The sequence below is a fragment of the Citrobacter sp. FDAARGOS_156 genome (assembly GCF_001559235.2).
Lineage (GTDB): Bacteria > Pseudomonadota > Gammaproteobacteria > Enterobacterales > Enterobacteriaceae > Citrobacter > Citrobacter youngae.
This window is the reverse complement of sequence record NZ_CP014030.2, coordinates 1,577,601-1,601,096: the sequence shown is the minus strand read 5'-3', so window position 1 is coordinate 1,601,096 and position 23,496 is coordinate 1,577,601. Positions and strand designations below refer to the sequence as shown.

Annotated in this window: 22 protein-coding genes and 1 tRNA gene; 10 read left to right on the top strand and 13 right to left on the bottom strand. The window is 49.8% G+C overall.

The window, feature by feature from the left end:
- Positions 1-41: 41 nt before the first annotated feature.
- Entirely contained in the window at positions 42-1,367 is a 1,326-nt protein-coding gene (gene rclA / locus AL515_RS07780; RefSeq protein ID WP_048212361.1) for a reactive chlorine resistance oxidoreductase RclA, read from the bottom strand.
- 236 nt (positions 1,368-1,603) lie between these two features.
- Here rclA and rclR point away from each other — a divergent pair, with 236 nt between their 5' ends.
- Positions 1,604-2,458, top strand: coding sequence for a reactive chlorine-specific transcriptional regulator RclR (gene rclR, locus AL515_RS07775; RefSeq protein WP_048212362.1), 855 nt, complete (start codon positions 1,604-1,606; stop codon positions 2,456-2,458).
- Positions 2,459-2,498: 40 nt separating this feature from the next.
- Here rclR and AL515_RS07770 read toward each other — a convergent pair whose 3' ends face one another.
- From AL515_RS07770 to AL515_RS07755, 4 genes are all read right to left on the bottom strand, one after another.
- Positions 2,499-5,642: a CusA/CzcA family heavy metal efflux RND transporter gene (locus tag AL515_RS07770; protein WP_061067469.1), complete on the bottom strand. Its 3,144-nt coding sequence runs from the start codon at positions 5,640-5,642 to the stop codon at positions 2,499-2,501.
- An 11-nt stretch (positions 5,643-5,653) separates the two neighbouring features.
- The gene (locus AL515_RS07765; protein WP_061067468.1) at positions 5,654-6,946 is read right to left on the bottom strand and encodes an efflux RND transporter periplasmic adaptor subunit; all 1,293 of its coding nucleotides are present in this window, start codon (positions 6,944-6,946) and stop codon (positions 5,654-5,656) included.
- A gap of 77 nt (positions 6,947-7,023) precedes the next feature.
- On the bottom strand, positions 7,024-7,371 hold the full coding sequence (cusF, locus tag AL515_RS07760) for a cation efflux system protein CusF (protein ID WP_061067467.1): 348 nt from the start codon (positions 7,369-7,371) through the stop codon (positions 7,024-7,026).
- A gap of 32 nt (positions 7,372-7,403) precedes the next feature.
- On the bottom strand, positions 7,404-8,786 hold the full coding sequence (locus AL515_RS07755) for an efflux transporter outer membrane subunit (protein ID WP_048212366.1): 1,383 nt from the start codon (positions 8,784-8,786) through the stop codon (positions 7,404-7,406).
- 182 nt (positions 8,787-8,968) lie between these two features.
- Between AL515_RS07755 and cusR the strand changes: the two genes are divergently transcribed.
- The 5 genes from cusR to uspF all read left to right on the top strand — a co-directional run bounded on the left by cusR (position 8,969) and on the right by uspF (position 13,102).
- Positions 8,969-9,652, top strand: coding sequence for a copper response regulator transcription factor CusR (gene cusR, locus AL515_RS07745; RefSeq protein WP_048212367.1), 684 nt, complete (start codon positions 8,969-8,971; stop codon positions 9,650-9,652).
- Positions 9,642-11,093, top strand: coding sequence for a Cu(+)/Ag(+) sensor histidine kinase (locus tag AL515_RS07740; RefSeq protein ID WP_061067466.1), 1,452 nt, complete (start codon positions 9,642-9,644; stop codon positions 11,091-11,093). The genes cusR and AL515_RS07740 overlap by 11 nt, the downstream gene beginning before the upstream one ends.
- Before the next feature lie 143 nt (positions 11,094-11,236).
- Positions 11,237-11,563: a hypothetical protein gene (locus AL515_RS07735; protein WP_061067465.1), complete on the top strand. Its 327-nt coding sequence runs from the start codon at positions 11,237-11,239 to the stop codon at positions 11,561-11,563.
- 161 nt (positions 11,564-11,724) lie between these two features.
- Positions 11,725-12,528, top strand: a complete 804-nt coding sequence (locus tag AL515_RS07730; RefSeq protein WP_048212370.1) for an MBL fold metallo-hydrolase — start codon at positions 11,725-11,727, stop codon at positions 12,526-12,528.
- Between the two features lie 145 nt (positions 12,529-12,673).
- The gene (gene uspF, locus AL515_RS07725) at positions 12,674-13,102 is read left to right on the top strand and encodes a universal stress protein UspF (protein ID WP_061067464.1); all 429 of its coding nucleotides are present in this window, start codon (positions 12,674-12,676) and stop codon (positions 13,100-13,102) included.
- Positions 13,103-13,250: 148 nt separating this feature from the next.
- On the opposite strand, the gene AL515_RS07720 is transcribed toward uspF, so the two are convergent.
- Together AL515_RS07720 and AL515_RS07715 are read right to left on the bottom strand one after the other, a co-directional pair.
- Positions 13,251-13,327 (bottom strand) — tRNA-Arg (locus tag AL515_RS07720).
- Between the two features lie 39 nt (positions 13,328-13,366).
- A complete protein-coding gene (locus AL515_RS07715) occupies positions 13,367-13,546 on the bottom strand; it encodes a hypothetical protein (RefSeq protein WP_040232627.1) in 180 nt (59 codons plus the stop codon).
- 36 nt (positions 13,547-13,582) lie between these two features.
- On the opposite strand from AL515_RS07715, the gene fimW reads away from it, so the two are divergent.
- The 4 genes from fimW to fimZ all read left to right on the top strand — a co-directional run bounded on the left by fimW (position 13,583) and on the right by fimZ (position 17,040).
- Complete coding sequence (fimW, locus tag AL515_RS07710; RefSeq protein ID WP_048212373.1) at positions 13,583-14,176, top strand: fimbria biosynthesis transcriptional regulator FimW; 594 nt, start codon at positions 13,583-13,585, stop codon at positions 14,174-14,176.
- A gap of 167 nt (positions 14,177-14,343) precedes the next feature.
- Complete coding sequence (locus AL515_RS07705) at positions 14,344-15,072, top strand: EAL domain-containing protein (protein WP_075551397.1); 729 nt, start codon at positions 14,344-14,346, stop codon at positions 15,070-15,072.
- A 23-nt stretch (positions 15,073-15,095) separates the two neighbouring features.
- Complete coding sequence (gene fimY / locus AL515_RS07700; protein WP_061067463.1) at positions 15,096-15,818, top strand: fimbria biosynthesis regulator FimY; 723 nt, start codon at positions 15,096-15,098, stop codon at positions 15,816-15,818.
- Positions 15,819-16,407: 589 nt separating this feature from the next.
- Positions 16,408-17,040, top strand: coding sequence for a fimbria biosynthesis transcriptional regulator FimZ (fimZ, locus tag AL515_RS07695; RefSeq protein ID WP_005122050.1), 633 nt, complete (start codon positions 16,408-16,410; stop codon positions 17,038-17,040).
- A 50-nt stretch (positions 17,041-17,090) separates the two neighbouring features.
- On the opposite strand, the gene sfmF is transcribed toward fimZ, so the two are convergent.
- The 6 genes from sfmF to fimA all read right to left on the bottom strand — a co-directional run bounded on the left by sfmF (position 17,091) and on the right by fimA (position 23,159).
- The gene (gene sfmF, locus AL515_RS07690) at positions 17,091-17,609 is read right to left on the bottom strand and encodes a fimbria assembly protein (RefSeq protein ID WP_048212618.1); all 519 of its coding nucleotides are present in this window, start codon (positions 17,607-17,609) and stop codon (positions 17,091-17,093) included.
- Between the two features lie 10 nt (positions 17,610-17,619).
- Positions 17,620-18,627, bottom strand: coding sequence for a type 1 fimbria D-mannose specific adhesin FimH (gene fimH, locus AL515_RS07685; RefSeq protein ID WP_061068803.1), 1,008 nt, complete (start codon positions 18,625-18,627; stop codon positions 17,620-17,622).
- A gap of 4 nt (positions 18,628-18,631) precedes the next feature.
- The gene (locus AL515_RS07680) at positions 18,632-21,253 is read right to left on the bottom strand and encodes a fimbrial biogenesis usher protein (protein WP_061067462.1); all 2,622 of its coding nucleotides are present in this window, start codon (positions 21,251-21,253) and stop codon (positions 18,632-18,634) included.
- A gap of 7 nt (positions 21,254-21,260) precedes the next feature.
- A complete protein-coding gene (gene fimC / locus AL515_RS07675; protein ID WP_005122054.1) occupies positions 21,261-21,953 on the bottom strand; it encodes a type 1 fimbria chaperone FimC in 693 nt (230 codons plus the stop codon).
- A 41-nt stretch (positions 21,954-21,994) separates the two neighbouring features.
- Complete coding sequence (gene fimI / locus AL515_RS07670; RefSeq protein ID WP_048212376.1) at positions 21,995-22,528, bottom strand: type 1 fimbrial protein subunit FimI; 534 nt, start codon at positions 22,526-22,528, stop codon at positions 21,995-21,997.
- Between the two features lie 76 nt (positions 22,529-22,604).
- Positions 22,605-23,159, bottom strand: coding sequence for a type 1 fimbrial major subunit FimA (fimA, locus tag AL515_RS07665; protein ID WP_005122056.1), 555 nt, complete (start codon positions 23,157-23,159; stop codon positions 22,605-22,607).
- Positions 23,160-23,496 lie beyond the last annotated feature (337 nt).

Below are 23,496 nucleotides of genomic sequence, written 5' to 3'. Positions count from 1 at the left end.
ACCCCCACACAGGTGGGGCAAAGATGCAGACTCTATATTTATTATTGAACGAGAGAAAACAGATCGTTTAATGACTCACTCATACTTGGATGGGTAAATATTTGGTCACGCAACACGGTATAAGGTAACCCAGCATCCATCACAGTTTTAATGATATTAATCATCTCATGCGAATCCACACACAGCAGTGAGACACCTAATATCTGCTGCGTATCCGTGTCCACCACAGCTTTAAGTACACCACGCGTATCATCCATGACTCGCGCCCGTGGAATCGCAGCGACGGGAAGCGTCACCACCTGTACCGCCGCACCGCTGGCACGGGCCTGCTCTTCTGTCATCCCCACGCGGGAAAGTGGTGGTGTCATAAAGACGGAATATGGCACATTTTGCCGATCGCCGGTGTTTCTCACCCCTTCGCCTAACAGGCCATCACGCACAATACGGAAGTCGTCCAGTGAGATATAGGTAAATTGCAGCCCCCCTGTTACATCTCCCATAGCCCAGATGTTATCCGCCGACGTCCGCAAATATTTATTCACAATAATGCCGCCACGATCGTTCACATCGACACCGGCTTTTTTCAGTTGCAGCTGTTCCGTCGCCGGCTTGCGGCCTGATGCGACCAGCAGTGCGTCAACAACCTGTTCCCCTTCCGGCATCTGTAGCTGCACCGCGCCATCATGAGACGAAACCGACTGCACCTTAGCATTGAGGATCAGCTCTACGCCTTTATCGCGTAAAATATCAGCGATCGCATCGGCGATATCCCGGTCCTCACGGGGCAAAAACAGCGGTGCAGCCTCAAAAATAGTGACCTGACTGCCGAAGTTGGCAAACATCGACGCGAACTCAACGCCGATATAGCCACCCCCCAGGATACCCAGGCGCTGTGGGCGTTGGGTCAAATTCAGCAACCCGGTGCTGTCAAAGACGCCCGGCGTACTGGATAATCCCTCAATATCAGGAATCGTCGACTGTGCACCGGTATTAATAAAAATTTTCTCACCGCTCAGCTCAAGCGTTCCTGTCGACTGCATTACCCGCACGGTATGGTTGTCGACAAATTCAGCACGCCCTTCAATCACGTCCACATTTTCCAGATTGGCCAGATTATGGAAGTTTTTATCGCGCAGAAAACTGACCACGGAAGCCTTACGCTGCATCGCAGTTGCAAAGTCATGCTGCAGCTCAGCATCGTGTACCAGGGTTTTGGTTGGAATACAGCCGATATTAATGCATGTTCCGCCATACATGGTGTTGGATTGCTCAATAATTGCTACCCGCCAGCCCGTCTTTGCCAGCGTAGCCGCCAGCGTCTTACCTGCTTTGCCAAATCCAATAATGATCGCCTGATATTGTTTCATGCTGCCTCTCCGCAAAGTCATTGTTCATTTGTTACTCTGGATTATAGGCAGTGCCCTGTCAGGCCAGCATATCCATAACGCGCAATTTTTTGTTCAATCGTCTAAGACCAAATAATAAAAACCAAAAATCTGCCAAACAAAACAAAAAGTAACTATTTGATAAAATTAATTTAATATAAAAATATGGCGATAATTACGGTTCTATCAACAACAATAAAAATTGTTCAGGAGTCTTTATGGATGCACTTAGCCGCTTGCTAATGCTTAACGATCCGCAGGGTTCTATTGATCAAAACTGCGTATTGAGCAGAGACTGGCAACTCCCTCATGCAGCAGGTGAGTTATCCGTGATCCGCTGGCATACGGTAACCCAGGGTAGCGCTTTACTGGAGATGCCTGATGGCAACACTTATACACTGCGTCCTGGTACGGTAGTCATCTTGCCGCAAAACTCCGCGCATCGGTTGTGCCAGTCAGGTGAAGAGCAAACGCATATTGTCTGCGGAAGTCTGCAACTACAGACATCCTCCCGCTATTTTTTAACCGCGCTGCCGGAAGTTTTGCTGCTGGCACCTGGCGAAAATAGCCCCGTTTACCACTGGCTTAAGGCGATGATCGGGCTGATGCAGCAGGAATCATTGAGCATGCTGCCCGGTTCCAACGTTGTGTGCAGCCAGCAATGCGCCACGCTGTTCACGCTTGCCGTTCGCGAATGGTTATCTCAGGCCCCCCCTGCTAAAAATGTGCTGAATCTGCTATTACATCCCCGACTGGGAGCGGTGGTGTTCCAGATGCTGGAATCACCCGCACATCCCTGGAGTGTTGAAGAACTGGCGCAGCGCGCGCATATGTCCCGGGCCAGTTTTGCTCAACTGTTTCGCGAGGTTTCAAACTCCACGCCGCTCGCCGTACTCACTACATTGCGTCTGCAATTCGCCGCCCAGATGCTGTCGCGCGGCGCCCAGCCGTTGGTCGTGATTGCCGAATCGGTGGGATATGCCAGCGAGTCATCTTTTCACAAAGTTTTTCTGCGTGAATTCGGCTGTACGCCTGGTGAGTACCGTAAACGGGTGAAGGCGCTGGAATCATAGCGCCCACCTTCAAAGGATTGAAGGCGAGCGCTACCAGGGGCTATTTCTGGGTGCGATGCCTGTGTAGCCACATCAGCTTATACGCTGCCGGAATGATGAACAGTGACAGCAAAGGTGCCGTGATCATGCCGCCAATCATCGGTGCAGCGATACGACTCATGACTTCAGACCCGGCTCCCGTTCCCCATAAAATCGGCAGCAGACCCGCAATGATGACCGCGACAGTCATTGCTTTAGGACGCACACGCAGTACCGCTCCGTGGTACAACGCCTCATCCAGTTTATCTACGGTAAAGGTTTGCGGGTTTTCCAGCGCAGGCTCTGCTTCAATGGCGTGGCGCAGGTACATCAGCATCACCACGCCAAATTCGGCAGCCACGCCTGCCAGTGCGATGAATCCGGTCCCGGTCGCGACCGACATATGGAATCCCATCCAGTAGAGAAACCAAATTCCGCCTACCAACGCAAAGGGCACACTGGTGATAATCAACAGTGCTTCACCAAAACGACGGAATGCCAGATACAGCAGCACGAAGATAATCATCAGCGTCATCGGCACCATCAGTTTAAGCTTGTGGCTGGCGCGCTCAAGCAGCTCAAACTGCCCGGAGAATGCCACGCTGGTTCCCGGTTTTAGCTGGACGTTTTCAGCAATCGCTTTTTTCAGATCGTTCACCACCGACACCATGTCGCGATCGCGGGCATCAATATAGATCCAACTGGTTGGCCGCGCGTTCTCGGTTTTCAACATCGACGGCCCCGAAACCACCTGCACATCTGCAACATCAGCCAGCGTGATTTGCTGTTTCATTGGCGTCAGTATCGGCAGATGCCGTAGCGTTTCCGGGCTATCGCGATAGCTTTGTGGATAACGCAGATTGATCGGATAGCGGGCGATACCTTCAACCGTTTCACTTACCATGGCACCGCCTACCGCTGAGGTGATAAACAGTTGCACATCGCCGACGGTCATCCCATAACGGGCGGCCTTTTCACGATGAATATCTACGCTAAGATAACGTCCGCCGACCAGACGTTCAGCCAATGCGGATGCCACGCCAGGCACCGTTCTTGCGACTTCTTCGATTTGCTCTGCCGTGGCGTCAATATCCGACAACACGGTACCCGAAACCTTAATACCGATAGGACTTTTAATCCCCGTAGAGAGCATATCGATACGGTTACGAATTGGCGGGACCCACAGATTCGCCAGCCCCGGTAAACGAACGGTTTTGTCCAGTTCCTCAATGATTTTGTCCATCGTCATCCCCGGACGCCACTGATCCTGCGGCTTCAGTTGGATGGTGGTTTCCACCATTTCCAACGGCGCGGAGTCGGTCGCCGTTTCAGCTTTACCGGTTTTACCAAACACGCGCGCCACTTCAGGAACCGTCATGATGAGCTTATCGGTTTTTTGCAGCATATCTGCCGCCTGCGCTGCGGAAATCCCCGGCAAGGTTGAAGGCATATACAACAGATCGCCTTCGTTAATCTGCGGTAGGAATTCGCCCCCAACCTTATTCAGCGGGAAGATGACGGTCAGGATCGACAGCACCGCCACCAGCAGGGTCGTTTTCGGCCAGTGCAGCACTTTCAACAATAACGGGTGGTAAATACGAATCAGGAAACGGTTAAGCGGGTTGCTGCTTTCCGCCGGGATCTTGCCACGGATCCAAAATCCCATCAGGATCGGGATCACCACAATGGCCAGAAACGCAGCACCTGCCATAGCGTAGGTTTTGGTAAACGCCAGCGGACCAAACAACCGCCCTTCCTGCCCTTCAAGGGTGAAGATAGGGATAAACGACAGCGTGATAATCAGTAAGCTAATAAACAGCGCCGGACCGACTTCCACCGAGGCGTTGGTGATGACTTTCCAGCGAGTTTCGTTATCCAGCGTTTCACCCGGATGCTGATGCCCCCACTCTTCCAGCCGCTTATGCGCGTTCTCAATCATCACGATTGCGGCATCGACCATCGCCCCGACCGCGATGGCTATCCCCCCAAGCGACATAATGTTGGCGTTCAGTCCCTGGAAATGCATCACGATAAACGCGATACACAGTCCCAGCGGCAGAGAAATAATGGCCACCAGCGCCGAGCGGATATGCCACAGGAACAGCGCGCACACCAGCGCCACAACGATAAACTCTTCCAGCAGCTTGTAGCTCAGGTTATCAATCGCGCGATCGATCAGTTGACTGCGATCATATGTTGTAACTACTTCAACGCCTTCCGGCAGACTGCTCTTCAGCGTTTCAAGTTTAGCCTTAACCGCGGAGATCACCTCGCGCGCATTTTTACCGGAGCGCAGGATCACTACGCCGCCTGCCACTTCGCCTTCGCCATTCAGCTCGGCGATCCCGCGGCGCATTTCCGGCCCAATTTGTACGCGGGCAACATCACGCAGATAGACCGGAACGCCATCTGTGCCAGTTTTCAGCACGATATTATTAAAGTCATCAAGGGACTGCAGATACCCACTGGCGCGGACCATATATTCCGCTTCTGCCATTTCGACAGATGAACCACCGGCTTCCTGGTTTGAGGCATCCAGCGCCGATTTCACCTCACCCAGACTGATGCCATATTGCGTCAGCTTCATCGGATCGATGACAACCTGGTACTCTTTGACCACACCACCCACCGAGGCAACTTCCGCCACGTTAGGGATAGTTTTCAATTCATATTTTAAGAACCAGTCCTGCAGGGAACGTAATTGGGCAAGATCATGTTTGCCGCTGCGATCCACCAGCGCATATTCAAATATCCAGCCGACCCCTGTCGCATCCGGTCCCATTTCAGCACTGACGCCAGCGGGTAATTTCCCCTGCACCTGGTTGAGATATTCCAGGACACGGGAGCGCGCCCAATAAGGATCGGTCCCGTCTTCAAAAATGACATATACGTAAGAGTCGCCAAATTGCGAGAAACCACGCACCGTTTTCGCTCCCGGCACCGACAGCATGGTGGTGGTCAGCGGATAGGTCACCTGATTTTCAACAATTTGCGGCGCTTGCCCCGGATAACTGGTTTTGATGATCACCTGCACATCAGAGAGATCGGGCAGTGCGTCAACCGGCGTATTCACAATGGTCCAGGTGCCCCAGATGCTGAGAAACAGCGCCCCCATCATCACCAGGAAACGGTTTGCCACCGAGCGGCGAATAATCCATTCAATCATTTATCATGTCCTCAGTGTGAATGGGTCGCCTGGGCTGGCATCGCGGGTACAGCGAGCGTCCCGTTTGCCTGGGCGCGCATACGATCCAGGGCGCCAGAAATATTCGCTTCGGAATCGATCAGAAACAGACCGCTGGACACCACGTTTTCACCTTCGCTCAAACCAGAGCGAATGGCCGTTAACCCCTGAGACTCATGGAATACGGCAATCTGCTTAGGTACAAATCGTCCTTCATTATCGACGGTGATAACCCGCTGTTCGGTACCGGTATCAATCAGCGCTTTAGACGGAATCAGCAGCATCGGCTCGCTTTGCGTTTTTAGCTGCAGATAGGCATTCATTCCCGGCTTAAGGGCCTCATCCGGGTTATTAACCTGTAGACGAAGCTGGAGCGTGCGCGTCGTGGAATCCACACTCGGCAAAATACTCCATTTGCTAATGGTGAAGGATTTACCCGGCCAGGCAGGTACGGTAATGGTGAATTGCGAGGCGTCTTTAATCAGCCAGGCGATAGATTCCGGGACTGAAGCACTGACCCAAACCGGATCCATTCCCTGAATTTTCGCGACCACATTATCTTTTGAGATGTTCATACCAGTACGTAAATCAAACGCGGTAATCACCCCATCAATAGGGGCCTTCAGGGTAAAGCGGGTCTGAATTTTCCGCGTCGCTTTCAAGCGTTGAATGTCCGCCTCCGGCATTCCCGCCAGGCGTAATCTCTCCAGAATACCTTCAACCTGCGTCGCGCTGCCGCCCGTTTCCCGCAGCAGTAAATATTCACTTTGTGCTTCTACCCAGTCAGGAATTGTCAGATCGATAAGCGGCGAGCCCTGCTTAATTTTGTCGCCCACAGTCAGCGGATAAACTTTCTCGATAAAGCCTGCCGAACGCGCCTGGACAATGACAAATTGATATTCGTTATAACTGACGTTCGCCGGGAAAGTTTGTGCATATTGCAATGGCCCACGGCGCACGGGTTCGGTTTTTAGCCCCAGATTCTGAGTCTGTGTCGGGTCAATACGCACACCCGGTGCGGATGTACTCGCCGTCTCTTCATCGGCATATTTCGGGATCAAATCCATATCCATAAACGGAGATTTACCCGGTTTATCAAACCGCGTATTGGGATACATGGGGTCGTACCAGAATAAAACTCTACGCTCTTCTTTTTTTTGAGCAGCGCCGGTATCGGCCGATACTTTTGCGGATGAATAATAGGTATACACACCGACAGAAATAATTCCGCCGACAATCATGCTGCCGAGAATAAGCGCGGTATTTTTAATATTTAAAGACGCCATAGTGATTTCCATTGCGCGATAGTCTCGCCCGTGTCCAGGAAAACCCGGGCAAGAATAAAAGAGACCAGCGAGATCCGTTATTTACTGATGTGAATATCGCGTAAGACAGAGAGATTTCCCTGCTGAACAAACGTAAATGCAACTTTATCGCCTGGCTGAATATCGTCGGCCCTGGTATCAGATACCAGCGTGAAACGCATCGTCATTGCCGGCCAGTTCACTGCGGGAATAGGTTCATGTTTAATCGTGACTTTTTTGCTATCCATATCAATAGATTCAATCACGCCTGTCGCACTAATCACTTGCTCCTGCTGGGCCGCAGGCGCCATATTCATCATCTCGCCATGCTGATGTTCATTGGCCTGAGCGTTAAACATGACTACAGATAACACAGTAAACAAAGCGGCTTTAGCGGTAGTTTTCATGCAATATACTCCTGAGAATTTAAGATTAAAGATCATTCAACCCAGCCACCGCCTAAGGCAGCAAACAGCTTAATTTCATTAACCTGTTGGGCATAGTTAAGGTCGAGCAACGATTGCTGTGTAGTGAATAAAGAACGCTCGGCGTCCAGTACTTCGATATAACTAACCGCACCATGTTGATAGAGTGCACGAGCGCGTTGCAGCGTGATTTGTAATGAGTCCAGATAACGCTGTTGTCCGGTAATTTGATCGGCAAGGCTTTGACGCAACACCAGTGCATCCGCAACTTCTTTAAATGCGTTCTGAATTTTTTGCTCGTAATTCACCACCGATTGCTGCTGGCGGATTTCTGCTAAATCGAGATTTGACTGATTACGTCCAGCGTTAAAGATCGGAATGTCTATTTTCGGGACAAAATTCCACATGCCGCTGGCCGCATTAAAGAGGCTGGAGAGATCGCCACTGCTGCTGGATACAGAGCTGGTCAGCGTAATCGATGGGAAAAATGCGGCTCGTGCAGCGCCAATATTGGCGTTCGCCGCCAGCAATCCATGTTCGGCCTCCATAATATCCGGGCGCTGCAATAATATTTGCGATGGGAGTGCGGGGGGCAGTGTCACGGGTTTTATATCACCGCGACTGCGCACGCGGTCGTCCGGTAATTTCCCGTACGTCCCCAGTAATAGTTGCAGTGCGTTGTTCGCCTGCGCCAGTTCGCCTTGACGTTTGGCAATATCGCTGCGTGTGCTTTCAATCACGCCGCGAGCCTGCTCCAGTGCCAGCACGTTCGTACTGCCGGTCATCAACTGTTTCTCGACAAACGCATAAGAGCGCTGGTAGTTTTGCAACGTTTCTTCGGCAATTTGCAGTTGCGCATAAGCCAGACGCTGGTTGAAATAACTTTGCGCCACATTAGAAATTAATGAGATATGCACCATTCGACGCGCTTCTTCACTGGCGAAAAAATTCTGCCGATCGGCTTCACTCATATTTTTCAGTCGACCAAAGAAATCCAGATCGAAACTGAGATTCAGTCCCGCTTCAAATTCCCGGTTGGTGCTGCTATCGCCTTTTAATTTCCCGCTATAGGTACCGCTGGAGCCAGCGTTAAGCTGTGGGTAACGATCGGCATCCGTCACACCGTATTGCGCTTTCGCTTCCTGAACCTTCAGTACCGCCATGCGTAAATCACGGTTATTGACCAGCGCCTCACCAATCAACGCCTTCACCTGGGAGTCAACAAAAAAGTTACGCCAGCCCGTATCCTGATATCCCGTCGGGGCCGAAACCAGCGTGTGCTGACTTAAGGAGAATTGCTGCGGAACCGGCAATGCCGGACGTTGATAGTCCGGAGCCAACGAGCAGCCAGCCAGAACAAAAATAGCGCTGAGGGTAAGAAGCTTAAATTTGTACATAGTTCTTCTCGTCCAGACCGGACTGATAACCATAAAAGATGTGTGAATTTATACCTGAATGACTCTGTTTAAGCGGTGACAGGAAAATGACAAAACTGTCATTTTCCCAATAACCGATTGCTATCCGATCCGCCTTCTCTAGAATTGAAAATCCGCACAGCCAGTGCGTGATGGAGAATGTCATGAAGATTTTGATTGTCGAAGATGAAAAAAAAACCGGCGAATACCTGACGAAAGGCCTGACGGAAGCGGGTTTTGTTGTGGATTTGGCGGACAACGGTCTGAACGGATATCACCTGGCAATGACCGGTGATTATGACCTGCTCATTCTCGACATCATGCTGCCCGATGTAAACGGCTGGGATATCGTGCGGATGCTGCGCACCGCCAATAAAGGCATGCCCATTCTGCTACTCACCGCACTGGGTACCATTGAGCATCGGGTCAAAGGTCTGGAGCTGGGGGCTGATGATTATTTGGTTAAACCGTTTGCCTTTGCAGAATTGCTGGCGCGGGTCAGAACGCTGCTGCGACGGGGAGCCGCGGTCATTGTCGAAAGTCAGTTTCAGGTCGCGGATTTAATGGTCGATCTGGTCAGCAGAAAGGTCACCCGCAACGGCACACGCATCACCCTGACCAGTAAAGAGTTTACGCTGCTTGAATTTTTCCTGCGTCATCAGGGAGAAGTGTTGCCGCGTTCGCTGATTGCCTCTCAGGTTTGGGATATGAATTTTGACAGCGACACCAATGCGATTGATGTCGCCGTGAAGCGTCTGCGGGCCAAAATCGATAATGACTTTGAGCCGAAACTGATTCAGACCGTGCGTGGCGTGGGGTACATGCTTGAGGTGCCGGATGGCAACTAAACGATTACAGCGCCCTTTTTCGCTGGCAACACGGTTAACCTTTTTTATCAGTCTGGCGACTATCGCCTCATTTTTCGCTTTCGCATGGATAATGATCCACTCGGTGAAAGTCCATTTCGCAGAGCAGGATATCAATGATTTAAAAGAGATCAGCGCGACGCTGGAGCGTATTATTAACCACCCGAACGAACCGGAATCGCGTCGGCTGGAAACACTAAAAAACGTAGTTTCGGGTTATTCTAACGTCATTATTTCTCTGGAAGATGCCAATCAGAGGGCCATTTTCCATTCACCTAATGCGCCGGATCTTCGTCAGTTTATCGCCTCGGCAACGCCGGATAAAAATGCACATACCCGTAATGTCTTTTTAATTTCCGGCCCAACGCTGCAAACATCAGAACATGCGCACGGGAAAAACGCGTCCTCCAACTGGCGAATGATTCGTTTACCCATTGGGCAGTTGCCAGACGGAAAACCGGCCTATACGTTGTTTATGGCGTTATCGATTGATTTTCATCTGCACTATATTAACGATCTGAAAAACAAACTGATCATGACAGCATCGTTAATTAGCATGATGATTGTTTTTATTGTGCTGTTCGCCGTCTATAAAGGTCATGAACCGATCCGTAATGTCAGTCGGCGCATCCAAAATATCACCTCTAAAGATCTCGATGTTCGCCTGGACCCGCAGGCCGTGCCGATTGAGCTTGAGCAACTGGTCGAGTCATTTAATCATATGATCGAACGAATCGAAGATGTGTTTAAACGTCAGTCCAATTTTTCTGCTGATATTGCTCACGAAATCCGCACGCCAATCACCAACCTGGTCACGCAAACAGAAATTGCCCTCAGCCATCCCCGCAGCACGAAAGAGCTGGAAGATGTGCTCTACTCTAATCTCGAAGAGTTTGGGCGTATGTCGAAGATGGTGAGTGATATGTTGTTTTTGGCACAGGCAGACAATAATCAGTTGATCCCGGAAAAAACAGCGCTGAATCTTGCGGATGAGGTCAGTAAAGTGTTCGACTTTTTCGAAGCCTGGGCGGAAGAACGCGAAGTCAGCCTGCGCTTTGAAGGTCGGACATGCCGGGTTTCTGGCGACCCGTTAATGTTACGCCGGGCAATGAGCAACCTGCTCTCTAACGCAATGCGCTATACGCCCAAAGGCGAATCTGTCACCGTGCGAGTGAAAGAGGCTGATGATCTCGTGCATATTATTGTGGAAAATCCTGGTACGCCAATAGCCGCGGAACATCTGCCACGACTCTTTGACCGGTTTTATCGCGTCGATCCCTCACGACAGCGTAAAGGCGAAGGTAGCGGTATTGGCCTGGCGATAGTGAAATCGATTGTGATTGCCCACCAGGGAAAAGTCTCCGTGACATCCGACGCTCGCGCTACCCGCTTTATTCTGACATTACCCAAATATGCCGCTTAATAATTATTGGTGGCGCTAATGCGCCATCGATTAAACCTGATATTAATATTATTATTCTCTGACATCATCGTCATAATCCTGTCACCTCACTGACAGCCCCTGATTATTATAATTCTCCTGTAAACCGACACTGGAGAAATATGATGAATAAGATATCTTCCTTTTTAGCTATCGCCTTTTTTATCTCAGCTGGCGTTAATGCGGCAGAAACATCCACAACGCATCAGCAGGCAGCTATGGCTCACGAGATGATGAATAACAGCGATACACCTGCCCATCAGCAAATGGCACAAACACATAAAGCACAGGTGCAGAATAGCCAATCCACGCGGGCTAGTGCACCGTCTTTTTCGCAAATGAATGAACATGAAAAAGCGATGGTCGTTCATCAGTCAATGAATAACAGTCATTCATATTCACATGAGCTGCAGGCGAAAAAACATCGCGAACAGGCAGCAACGCAAGGGTAATCCATCTCTCCACCAAGACACGCGTGCGGGCCTGGATAGCAACATAGCCTGCGCGCTTTCCCGTGGTTAGTGTCAATTTGAACTGTCCCAAAGAGCGCTGAGATCACAGCGTTCTTACATTCCGTGCGTTACAGTATGCTGCTTTAACGCTGGAGTCAGGCATGGCTTTAACCCTTACGGTGTTACTTGAAAACAGGCGCGCCCGCGGTGCAGAAAAAGTCCTACGGGCAAAACCTGGATTAAGTCTGTTAGTTCAGGATGAAACTACCACGATATTATTTGATACCGGGCCTGATGACAGTTTTAGGCACAATGCCGCATTAATGGGCGTAGACTTGTCTCAGTTAACCGCTGTCGTGCTCTCACATGGTCACTATGATCACTGTGGCGGCGTCCCGTGGCTTCCCGATAACAGCCGCATAATCTGTCATCCACACATTGCCTGCGAACGTTACGCTGCGTTCACGCTTGCAGGATATACCCGTAAAATCAAGAAATTATCGCGCGATAATGATTACTCTCGTCTGCAGATGGCGTACTCCCGTGAGCCTTTGCCCCTTAGCGAACGCTTTCTGTGGTCAGGAGAAATATCCGTATCCGCACCGCAGGCCTACGGTGTCATCAATGAGAATCCTCCCCAACGCGACTACATCACTGACGAAGGGGTATTGATCTACAAGTCAGACCGTGGATTAGTCATCATTACCGGCTGCGGACACCGGGGCATCGCCAATATCGTCGCTCACTGCCAGCAAATAACGGGCATCAGCAAAATTCATGCCCTGGTCGGCGGCTTCCATTTACGCTGCGCATCGCCCTATACGTTATGGCAAACCCGACGATTTATTAAACAACAGCAGCCAGAAAAACTTCTCGGCTGCCACTGCACCGGCGCGTGGGGACGTTTGTGGTTACCAGGACAAGAAGCCCCCGCGACAGGAGATGTTATTGTGCTGGCCGAATAATAATCACCATTGTGGTTGTTGTATCTTCATCACATAACATTCATGAATATCAAAATGCGCGCACAATCTTGATCTGGTCACTTATTATACAGAAATAAAGTTCGCTACACTCAGGACAGAGGTAAACAAACAGGAGGTAGTGAATATGTATCGCTCTATTCTGGTGCCCATTGATATCTCTGAAGCCGATTTAACTCGCCATGTTATTCCGCAGGTTGAAGCGCATGCAAAAACCGCTAAGGTCCATTTTTTAGCGGTCATTCCTACCGTTCCGTTCTACGCATCACTCGGGCTTGCCTACTCCAACGAGTTCCCGGACAGAAGTGGTATACAGGCGAAAGCCACCGAAAAGCTCGACGACATTGTTAAGCAATTCAATATCCCCGCCGGCAGAACGCAGACCCATGTGGTTTATGGCCCACCGAAAGATCAGATCCTTAAACTGGCAGATGCCGTGGACGCCGAATTGATCGTCATTGCATCCCATAAACCGGGTTTCAGCACCTATCTGTTGGGGTCAACCGCCGCTGCCGTAGTACGTCATGCCAAATGCCCCGTACTTGTTGTGCGGTGATATTGGTTAGAAAAACAGGAAAACGGGAGCGATCAGGCTCCCGTTTTTATATCCCCAAAACGCTGCAGAAAAAGTTAAATTCAGAGCCGCTGATGTAGACGTTATGCCTACTGGAATAAAACTTTGCCGGGAGGATATTTTATCGAAATGGTACGCCCTGTAGGATTCGAACCTACGACCTACGGCTTAGAAGGCCGTTGCTCTATCCAACTGAGCTAAGGGCGCATAGAGAAGTGATGACTTCATGCAGATGAAACGCGTGAATTATACGGTCAGCGCCTGCTGAGTCAATGCCTTTTGTTCCGGTTGCTGACGAAGTGTACGAATGTTGTTTTTTTCTGGTCGTTCATGGGGTTCCAGGAAATCACCTGGTAATAACTCAGCCAGCATAATGCGGGATTTAAGGTTACAAGTATTTAGAAAATTAATGATTTTGCTTAACATTCCCCAACCCCTTCCCTGCTGTTCAGGACCTCGTCAATGTTAAGTATCGCTATCAAGGAAGAAAATAGTCATTTCGAACATGGGCTGAAAATCATCATCTCCCGCCTGGCAAATGAGTGGCATCAGGACATCTGCTTTTTACCTACCGAAGATATCGATCGCGCAGACATCGCCTTTATTTCACTGGATGACGATTGGCTCAGCGCAGGATGTTATCAGGTTCCCGTCCACACCAGACGCCAGCATCGGGTTATCATCTGCAACGGAGGCGATAAAGATAAGCTGATGTTTCGTCCCTGCCTGTATATGCTGCCGCTGATCTATCGCGAAGATAATGTTGAAGCGATAACCCAAAAATTGATTCTGATTCTGCAAAAACGCGCGCTCCGCCACAGTGTGCCTGCAACCATCTGCCATTACTGTACCACCCGCCACTTTTCAGTGGAGGAACGCCAGTTTTTAATGCTACTTGCCAGCGGTAACACGCTCGCTGAAACAGCACATCTTCTCTCCATCAGCGATATCCAGGCCAGAGCAACTCGCCGCCGTATTATGAAAAAGCTGGATGTGAAAAATGATCAGCAATTTTTAAGGTATATCAGGGCGCACCTGAGTTTTCTGCAACAGTAGAGTGAATCTTGCGGTCGGGCATTTTATTGAGAAATGTCTCATCATCAATTAAGTATCGGCACCTACTGTACCTAATCGCATGCTGCCAGAATACCCTATGTATATTATTTCCGGGGAAACAAATAGACACACTCGGTAATATTTGCTCTGACGCCAGGGGGGATATCGTGGCACCGAGCCTGCTATTATGGAATGATAAATCTGAGTACTCGGTCTTTACCGCCAAAAACAGCGATGCAGAACCCCTGCAATTCGCACTTAAATTCGAGCCCATTGTCGATTTGTCTACCGCGTTGAGATACGGTTGTGAGGTCCTCACACATCTTCCCGCCAATATAAACAGTGAGAAATATTTTCACCAACTGTCGGTTCAGCATCGACAGCATCTGTTTTATCAGCAAATTGACAAAATTAAGTGCTACCAACAGGGACTGCGCTACTCACTGAATTTACCGATGCAAGCCTTTCTGAGTTGGCCGCTATTCCATTCCCTGATTACGCCCTCTCCGTCCAGCTTGATTATCGAAATACAAGATCCAAATACGTTTTATTCTTTAAGTACACCCCAGCGGGCGATCGTCTATGGCGTAATTCAACATCTTGAAGACCATGGTATCCCAATATGGCTGGATGACGTCAATGAGGAACTGCTTGGCACATTCACCGCAGCCAACTGGCATTTGTCAGGGGTGAAGTTAGATAAAAATACGTTCTGGACACTCAGTCATGTGCCGGAAAAACTCCGCCAGGTTATTCAGATGGGGCGCGCAATCGCCAGCCTGGTGGTAGTTGAAGGAATTGAAACGCAAAAACAGCAGGAAATTGCCCTGCGCGCTGGCGCAAATTTGGGTCAGGGATATTTGTGGCCAGCCATTTATCCAGAGCAGGCGCAATAGATACGGACAGGGAAAAAGGAAGGATGCGCAGTGTAAAACGCCGGGAACGGCATCGCCGTTTACGAAACACCCACTGTACCTGGCAATATGATCACTGTGCGCCGCAGGAATTTGACAGAATTGAGTATCTGGCTCAAAAACTTGATTACACATTACCGGGCGACACAATATCTCAAGCGATTATCACAACAGACAACTATCTCGGCTATACGTTAAATCGCTATTTATTTTCTGGTACACACACGGCCATCTTCCAGACGATTGAATCGGCCCTGCCACTGTTGAAAGAGTCTGAAGCGAGTCAGTTAGTGGTTGATATGGATGGTGCATCAAGCTCATATTTCGATGTTCTGGAATATCTTCGCCGACTCATTAAAGAACAGGATAATATTCAAATTTTCATATTACTTCCCAGTCGCCACGAAGCGCTCAGGCACTTTATTGCGATGGCTGGGCCATTCTATATCCTGTCGCGCCGTCAGCGCCTCCCGGAGATGCGCCATGCTTTATTATCTATGCCGCCGGACCATATTCACTCCGGGCACATAAATCAGGCCGACTGGGAGATGATCTCATTACTGTCACAAGGTAAATCGTTAAAGAAGATTGCTCTGCTGCAGGCTCAACCCTATCACCGCGTTATCTATCGCCTGAACCAACTGATCACGCTGCTGGGGTTGCCACATCGTCAGCGTTTTTTGCATCTGATACATCGCCTCAGCGTTACCTATCCCCATTTAATTTAACACCCTAACCCTCTGTGATATAAGAATTTATAGGAAATTACTTATTTTCAACTGAGAAAACGAATGTGATTTTTACAAACATTTAATATTTACAACTATTCCTGGTATTATATGTCGCGCAGGTATCCTGCTTTAGCTGACAGATTCAGTACATTTCGACAAAAAAGAATTGCCTCGCCGCCTTAACAAAACCTAAACAATTAGTCCATTGTGTCGTTTTTACTATTTAAAAAATTTTTTCAATCTGCCATAATTCAAACAGCAGGAGATTAATATCAATAGTCATTACCATGCCCTGATCTTTCAGGATATCCTAACAGACATTATGAACTTACGTGCTGTAAGCCTTTTCCGAAAGTGCAGAGCAGGTATAATCCTCACTGTTTTCTGATTAATTGTAAGTTTTCCCTGGTGTGAAATGGATATTCCACAAACTCATTGTTCTGACGTAGAACAACCGAATAAACAAGGATGACATAATATTTATTCGGTTCTTCTTCCAGAGCAATCCTTGGCTATTTGACAATATTATAACGCCTGATGTTTTATCAAAATCGCAAGATACACAAACAGTTTGAGGCATACAACAATGAAACCAGCATCCGTTATCATTATGGACGAACACCCTATTGTCAGAATGTCGATAGAAGTACTGCTCGAAAAGAATAGTAATATTCAGGTTGTTCTGGAAACCGATGACAGCCGCGCAGCAATAGATCATCTACGGACTTATCCAGTCGATCTGGTCATTCTGGATATTGAACTACCTGGCTCCGATGGGTTTACATTACTCAAGAGAATAAAATCTCTGCAGGAAAAAACTCGGGTACTGTTTCTATCCTCAAAGTCTGAATCATTTTATGCCGGACGGGCGATCCGTGCCGGTGCCAATGGCTTCGTCAGCAAACGAAAGGATCTCAATGATATCTATAACGCGGTGAAAATGATTTTATCAGGATATTCATTTTTCCCTTCAGACACGCTTAACTTTATTAATAATATTAATATACGTAAAGGTGTGCTGAATGACATGCCGTTATCGAACCGCGAGGTAACGGTTTTACGTTATCTGGCGAATGGGTTATCTAATAAAGAAATTGCTGAGCAACTTTTATTGAGTAATAAAACAATCAGCGCTCACAAAGCTAACATCTATTCCAAGCTCGGACTACATACCATTGTTGAGCTAATTGATTATGCAAAGATGCATGAATTAATGTGATCGCACTCCCGGCGAGGCGTCGTTCGGGAGTGCGTTATCAGCGCATGATGTCAATTGTAGTTAATCATAAACGTAGCATCTGCTTTCGCGATCCCCGGTTGAACGCCATCTGCCAGCGCAATATAGTTGGCAAAAAAAGTCAGCATAGCGTTGCCATTTTCATCAATACTTACTGTCTGGCTGGCTTGTTCAAGCGGTAATCGCGTACGGTCGCTATCGTGCAATTCAATCGCGACCTTTTGTGCCATCACGGCATCGTCCAGCGCCAACAACGTGGTACCCGCTGCCGGCGTGCCGGAAAAGGTTATCGAGGCCGACCCCGGCGGGCAGCCTTCAAGTTTCAACGTGAAGGGAACCGGTTGGGTCGTATCCCCGGTGGTCTTTAATTGTTTTGTTGGCCAGGTGCCTAGTTCAACCAACTTATTATTGTCACTGGCAATAACCGCACAGGTAAAGTCCACAATATTACCGTGCAGTTCGATATTAATCTCACCCAGCGAGGTATCCGCCTGGCATAGTGAACTGGCTGACACTGCTGATATCAATACGAAAAGTGCACGGCGTCTCATTGTTTTCTGCTTATTCATAATCAACTCGCAGATAGCCACGGGCGGTGAAAGGCCCTTCCGCTGGTTTATTGCCCGTCACGCTGACTGGCCATGCTCTAATGCCAACCCGCGCGGCAGCGTTATCATCCAACTGAAAGGGAATGGTGCTGGACAGATTGTTGGGTGTCAGCGGTTTACCGCTGCTGTCGGCCACGATAAAACCTAAATCCGGGTTGTCCGATATCATCATTTGCCCGGACGCTTTTTCGGCCTCGACCCGCATGGTCAGATAAGCTTGCGCGGCAACATTTGTACATTTTATGGCGACCGTTTTCGTTTGCGTATTGATACCTTCGGGCCGGTTACCGGCTCCCGCCTTGCTGAACAGCGAGGCACCAATATCGCCAAAATCAAACTCCACGATTTGCCCGGCATTCACCTCGCAGTTTTGTGGAACTTCCACCTTGCCGCTGTAGCTTATGGTGTAAACCGGCGTACTCAGCGCATCTCCCGTACTGGTAGTGACATAGACGCTGAACATCGTCTGTCGCGGGATCGGCACCATGTTGATAAATGAACGAATCACTTTTAATTTAAACACCAGCTTCGAATCCATCACGCCAAAAGGCTGCTGTTTGGAAACGTTTGGGTGATTCCCCATGCGGATATAATTACGTGGAGGATAAAACAACCCCGCGTAGCTATCGGTAATACTCATGGCCCCCAACAGGTAATCATTGAGTTTCAGATACTGAAAGTTATTTTCCGTACTTTGCACGGGGAGTTCTGTCACATAACTTCGGTAGGTGTAATTCACCGTCGTCCCTGCCGGGCAGGTTGCATTCACCCCAACCCAGCCTGACTTTTCAGGCAATGTCACTACCTGGCCCGGTTGGTTATTGCTGCTGTTAAACACATTCGACAGATCGTAATAAACGTCCGTTGGCGTTCCGTTCGAGTTATGGCAGACCGTCGCCCATGACGTATTAGCTATAAGCATTAAAGCGCTTCCCAGTAGCAAACCGGTTTGTCGTTTCATCATATTATCCCTGTCGTGCCGACGGTCGTTGGCACATCACGTTGGTGAGCGTTACAGCCTGTTTCAGGCTCTCTTCAGGCAAGGTATAGTGCGCTTCACAGCGTGCGTTTGCGCCTTCACCCCATTGGATCAACAAGTTGCCTTTGAGCGGCAGACCACTCAGATAAATTTGTCCATCCTCACCGACCATGCTGGTGACGCCGCTCGTGGTTTCGCGAACCACCGACCCAAATGGCACCGGTTTTCCATCCCGGTTAACCGTGATAAGCGCCCGCACGCCAATGCGTGTATCAAACGCCGCACGTACCAGTGCCCCCTGCGTGGGCACGACGCTGCTAACGTTATTTTCCACATCGGTGTTGTTATTCATTGAATTGGTATCCAGCGCGACGCGGTTGTAACGATAAACGGTGGCATACGGCATGACCGCGTAGCCACGCCAGTCGGTCTGCACGCCGGTCTGGTTTTCTATCCGCACCCCCTGGGCCCCAGGTGCTTTTATCAGTACGTTGGTATCGCCCAGTGGTTGGCTGAGCGTAATGCCGTCCGCATGTCCGATGACGCCACCGGAGAGTTGCCAGTTATAGTCATGCTGGTCACGGTCATAGTTGTAACCCACGCCCAGCGTGCCATAGGCCGCCTGCCAGTTCGCGTTAGCGCTCCCGCTGTATCCGTTGGAGCTGCTGTGTCCCTGATTAACGCTGTAGCTGAGATTGCGTCCATCTAACAGCGTGCCGCCAATACCGCTTTGCCAGCTGTTTTGTCCATTGCTGTTACGGTTCGCATTGAAAGTGGCGTAGGTGCGATCGAGTGCGTTATCACGCGAGTAGCGCCGCCCGGTCAGCAGACTGAACGGTACAGACACATTGAAGGCCAGGATGCGGTCGGTATCAGAGATCCCGACCGATTCATTCCATGACCAGGAGAGTGAATAGCTAATCCCCTGCCAGCCGCTGGCATACCCCAGCTGGTACCAGGTATTGGTATCTGAGGTGTTCCAGTACGTTTGCTGGCTACCCGATACATAGAGTGATCCGTAATCGCCAAGGTTCTGCGAAATGTTGATCTGAAAACGTCCCTTTTTGCTGTAGCTCAGATTGTGGTAGCTCTTCACCTGTGGAACATCGTGGCGATTCCCTTCGCTGTCATATTCGTACTCGTAACCTTCCATACTGCGATACGCCACATCATCGAGGGTATAAAACCCGCGCGTCGAATAGCGGTACCCCAACAGCTGGAAGTTGGTACCGAAGTTGTTCAGTGATTTTGCATACAGAAAACGCAGCGATTGCCCCTGATGCGTACTGTCATCCGCCAGTTGGCTCCGGGCATGCGTTAAATCGACAGAGACGGCTCCCCAGTCACCCAGGTTGCGGCCAGTACCTAACACCAGTGCGGTGTAGCGTGAAGCTAACTGCGTGCCGCCATATGCGGTGTAACCTTCTGGTAACCCGGCAATTAACGTTCCCTGGAAAAAGAATGGCGAAGACTGCTGGCTATTACCGCTGCGAAAATCCCCGGCGACAACGTCATATTTGAAACGTCCTTCACGCTGGAGCAGAGGTACCGTGGAATACGGCACCGTATAGCGCTGTTGACTGCCGTCCTTCTCATCAACCGTTACGTCCAGGTCACCACTCGACGAGGTGGGGTTAAGATCGGTTATCGAAAAAGCGCCTGGCGAAACATAGCTTTGATAAATCACGTAGCCATTCTGGCGAATAGTCAGTTTCGCTGCGGTACGCGCAATCCCACGGACGGTTGGCGCATAGCCCTGTAAGCTGTCGGGATACATGCTGTCGGACGAATAGAGACGAGCACCACGAAAACCGATGCTGTCAAAAACGTCGTTGCCGGTGTTGCTGTCCCCCATCACCAGCTCACCCTTCAGCGGAATAATCGCGCGCTGAAGCCATGTGCCAATATTTTTCCAGCTTTGCGAATGGTAGCCGTCACCTTTCGAGTAGTTCCATGCACCGTTATTCCTCAGCCGCCATGGGCCATAGTTCAGGCCGCTTAACATGCTTAAGAAATAGCTGTCGGTATCGCTGCCGCGACTGCCGGTAAAGCTGTAGTTAACCAGCGCCGCCGGAATACCTTCATCCCACTCCTCTGGCGGAATATAGCCACGCGCACTGTTCAACATTGAGGCTTGCGGCAGGCTGACATTTAAACGCAGTGTAGAAAAATCGAAGGCAATTTCGCTACCAGGAATCGCCTCTGGCAAATTAATACAGGTATTGTTCGCATCCTGACTGAGTGCCGGAAACGCAGTGATATTGACGCCAAGGCGTTTAACCCAGTCGAGATCAAAGCACGGCATCAGCCCGCCGGATTTTTCTCCGGCTTTCCCCGCGCTGGTGGCGAAACGAATATCCTGGGTGGCCACAAACTCATCATTGCGCCAAATATCCACACGATAAACGCCTTCAGGCTGGTGATTCCCTTTTTCGAAACGAGACAAATCCGCCACAGTAGCGGTATCGGCAGATAAAAACGCCGGATTGAAATAGCTTTCACCCTGGCTGAAGGAGGGAAAGAGCGCGGCCAGCGTGGACAACGCCACCCCCGCCAGCGGTGGCGTAACCCCCGGTAACAGGCCAGGAAAATACGTTGTCTTATTCATCGTTTTCTCAACGCACGCTAACCGTTTTAGCGGTGGTGACTGCGCCATAATCGTTCACCGTCTGGAACGTAACGTTTCCCTGAACGCCAGTCGGCAACAGGACCTGCGTGTCATTTTTTGGCGCAACCATAACGTTATCAATCTTCGTATTTCCGACATTGAGATTGACCAGCGTGACGTAATACGCTGACGGGTTGGTGATTTTCAGGTGGTTGCCGGTACGGGAAAACTGCAGCATGCCTGGCGCATCTTCCGCGATTTGTGGCAGATTATTTGGGCGGACAAAGAGTTTGATGCGCGACAAAATCGCCAGTTGCAGAACGTTTTTCCCCTCAAGGCTATTTTTATTGACCGACGGAATAGCCTTCACATTCATCCAGAACAGCGATTCACGGTCTTTGGGCAGCGGCTCGCCCGCGTAGATGATACGCAGCGTGTTTTCACTTTTAGGTTCACTGACAAACAGCGGCGGTGTGACCACAAACGATTTATCTTTGACGCCTGCGCTGTTCTCTATCCATGAATTAATCAGGAAACGTTCTTTGGTATCACTATTACTAATGGCGAGGGACGTTTGTTTAGCCTCGGCAGGATAAATAACGCGAGTTGCACCTAATGCAATTCCACCAGATGCCTGCACACTGGTGGCAGAAAATAAGGCCAGTAAAATGATAAAGCCTGATTTTAGATAATTAAACATAGCTACAAATACCTTTGGCGTGATTATCGTTAGGAAATAAATCAGGGATACACCAACGTAAACCACACATCTGAACGAAGCGTTCCCGGCGTTATATATTCCGAGACAGCCCGATAGCGAGCAGTGAAATGAAACGTCATCTCTTGCGTTAAAATCGGGGCATAATGAAGCGGCAGCGCATTCGGAATTATTTGTCGCTGTCGCTCATCAAACAACGCCAGACCAATACCCGAAACCGCAGACGCATCGCCGCTGGCAAGAAAGACCTGTGGATCTTCGGCTGGCGTAACGCCCGCAAAGGCAATCCCCACATGGTCATAAACATCAGCACTGCACGACGTTAGTCGCAGCGAAAACGGTACGCTGGTAGAAGCAAAACTTCCCGTCCCGGAAAACGCGTTAGTGCGGTACTGCCCCATCTGCACCCGTAAGCTCTGGCTGTCTGTGGCAACCGTACAGGCACCATTAACCAGTTGCCCACGTAAATGAAGACGGCCACTTTCCAGTATCACGGTGTGAGCAAACGCCGGCATTACGCAGACCATTCCCGCCAGCGCTACGCCTTTCCCTATCATCTGCCACATCCTTCATCATCCCCGGATAGTGCCTCATCCCATGAGGCGGTAGTCTTCCCTGCAAGAATCAAACGGCTTATTCGTACTTCATGATGAAGGTCGCATCCGCATTTGCCTGACCCGGCGTGGCGCTGGTTGCTGTGGCTTTATAACGCGCGGAGAAACGCAGGGTGTTGGTGCCTTCCACCAGCGCCTGAGCGGTTGAGAAGGTCGCGCCATCTGGCTTCAGTGCGGTAGAGGTGTTGTCCAGGATTTCGATCCCTACGCCGCCCGCTGTGGTGCTGTTATCCGAAGAGGAGAGAGCCAACAGGCTGTTGTTGGTGAGGTCCGTCTGGCCCGAGAAAGCAACAGCAGCAGTCGCAGCAACTTTCGGGTCACAGTCGTTCAGCACTATGGAAAACGGAATTTGCGCCGTGGTGTCACCGACTGCGGTGAAGCTGGCGGTACGATATTGGCCTAATGTGACAACCTGGTCGGCTGACTGAGTGCTCACTGCACAGGCTGCATTGACCAGTTCACCTTCAAAGTGAACCGTACCGCCGCTCACGCTTACCGGATCTGCCGCCACCGCTGCGCCCGCCATTAACATCATGCTGGCAAAAACAGAAGAGGTCATTAATTTACGTTTCATGGATTTCCCTTGAATTACACACATCCGGCTCCAGCGTCCTGCGGGATCCGTTTGAATCATTATCGACATTAAATGTCAGGCAAATTATCTCTGCATCCTGTAAAGATATATATCGAGAGAGAATTAGCGAAACGTGTACTCCCACTCTCCTGAGTATTTGATTCACTAATTAATCTTCACGAATATGACAATTCGTCACCGGGATAAATTAAACATTTCAATTAATGAAAAATACCTGCAATTCCTTTTAATGACCCTGGCTTATTCTTATTGGACTCTAAGAAAATTCCGGATGGAAATGAGGCAAAAACGGCCATAACAAGACGTAACAGTCTGG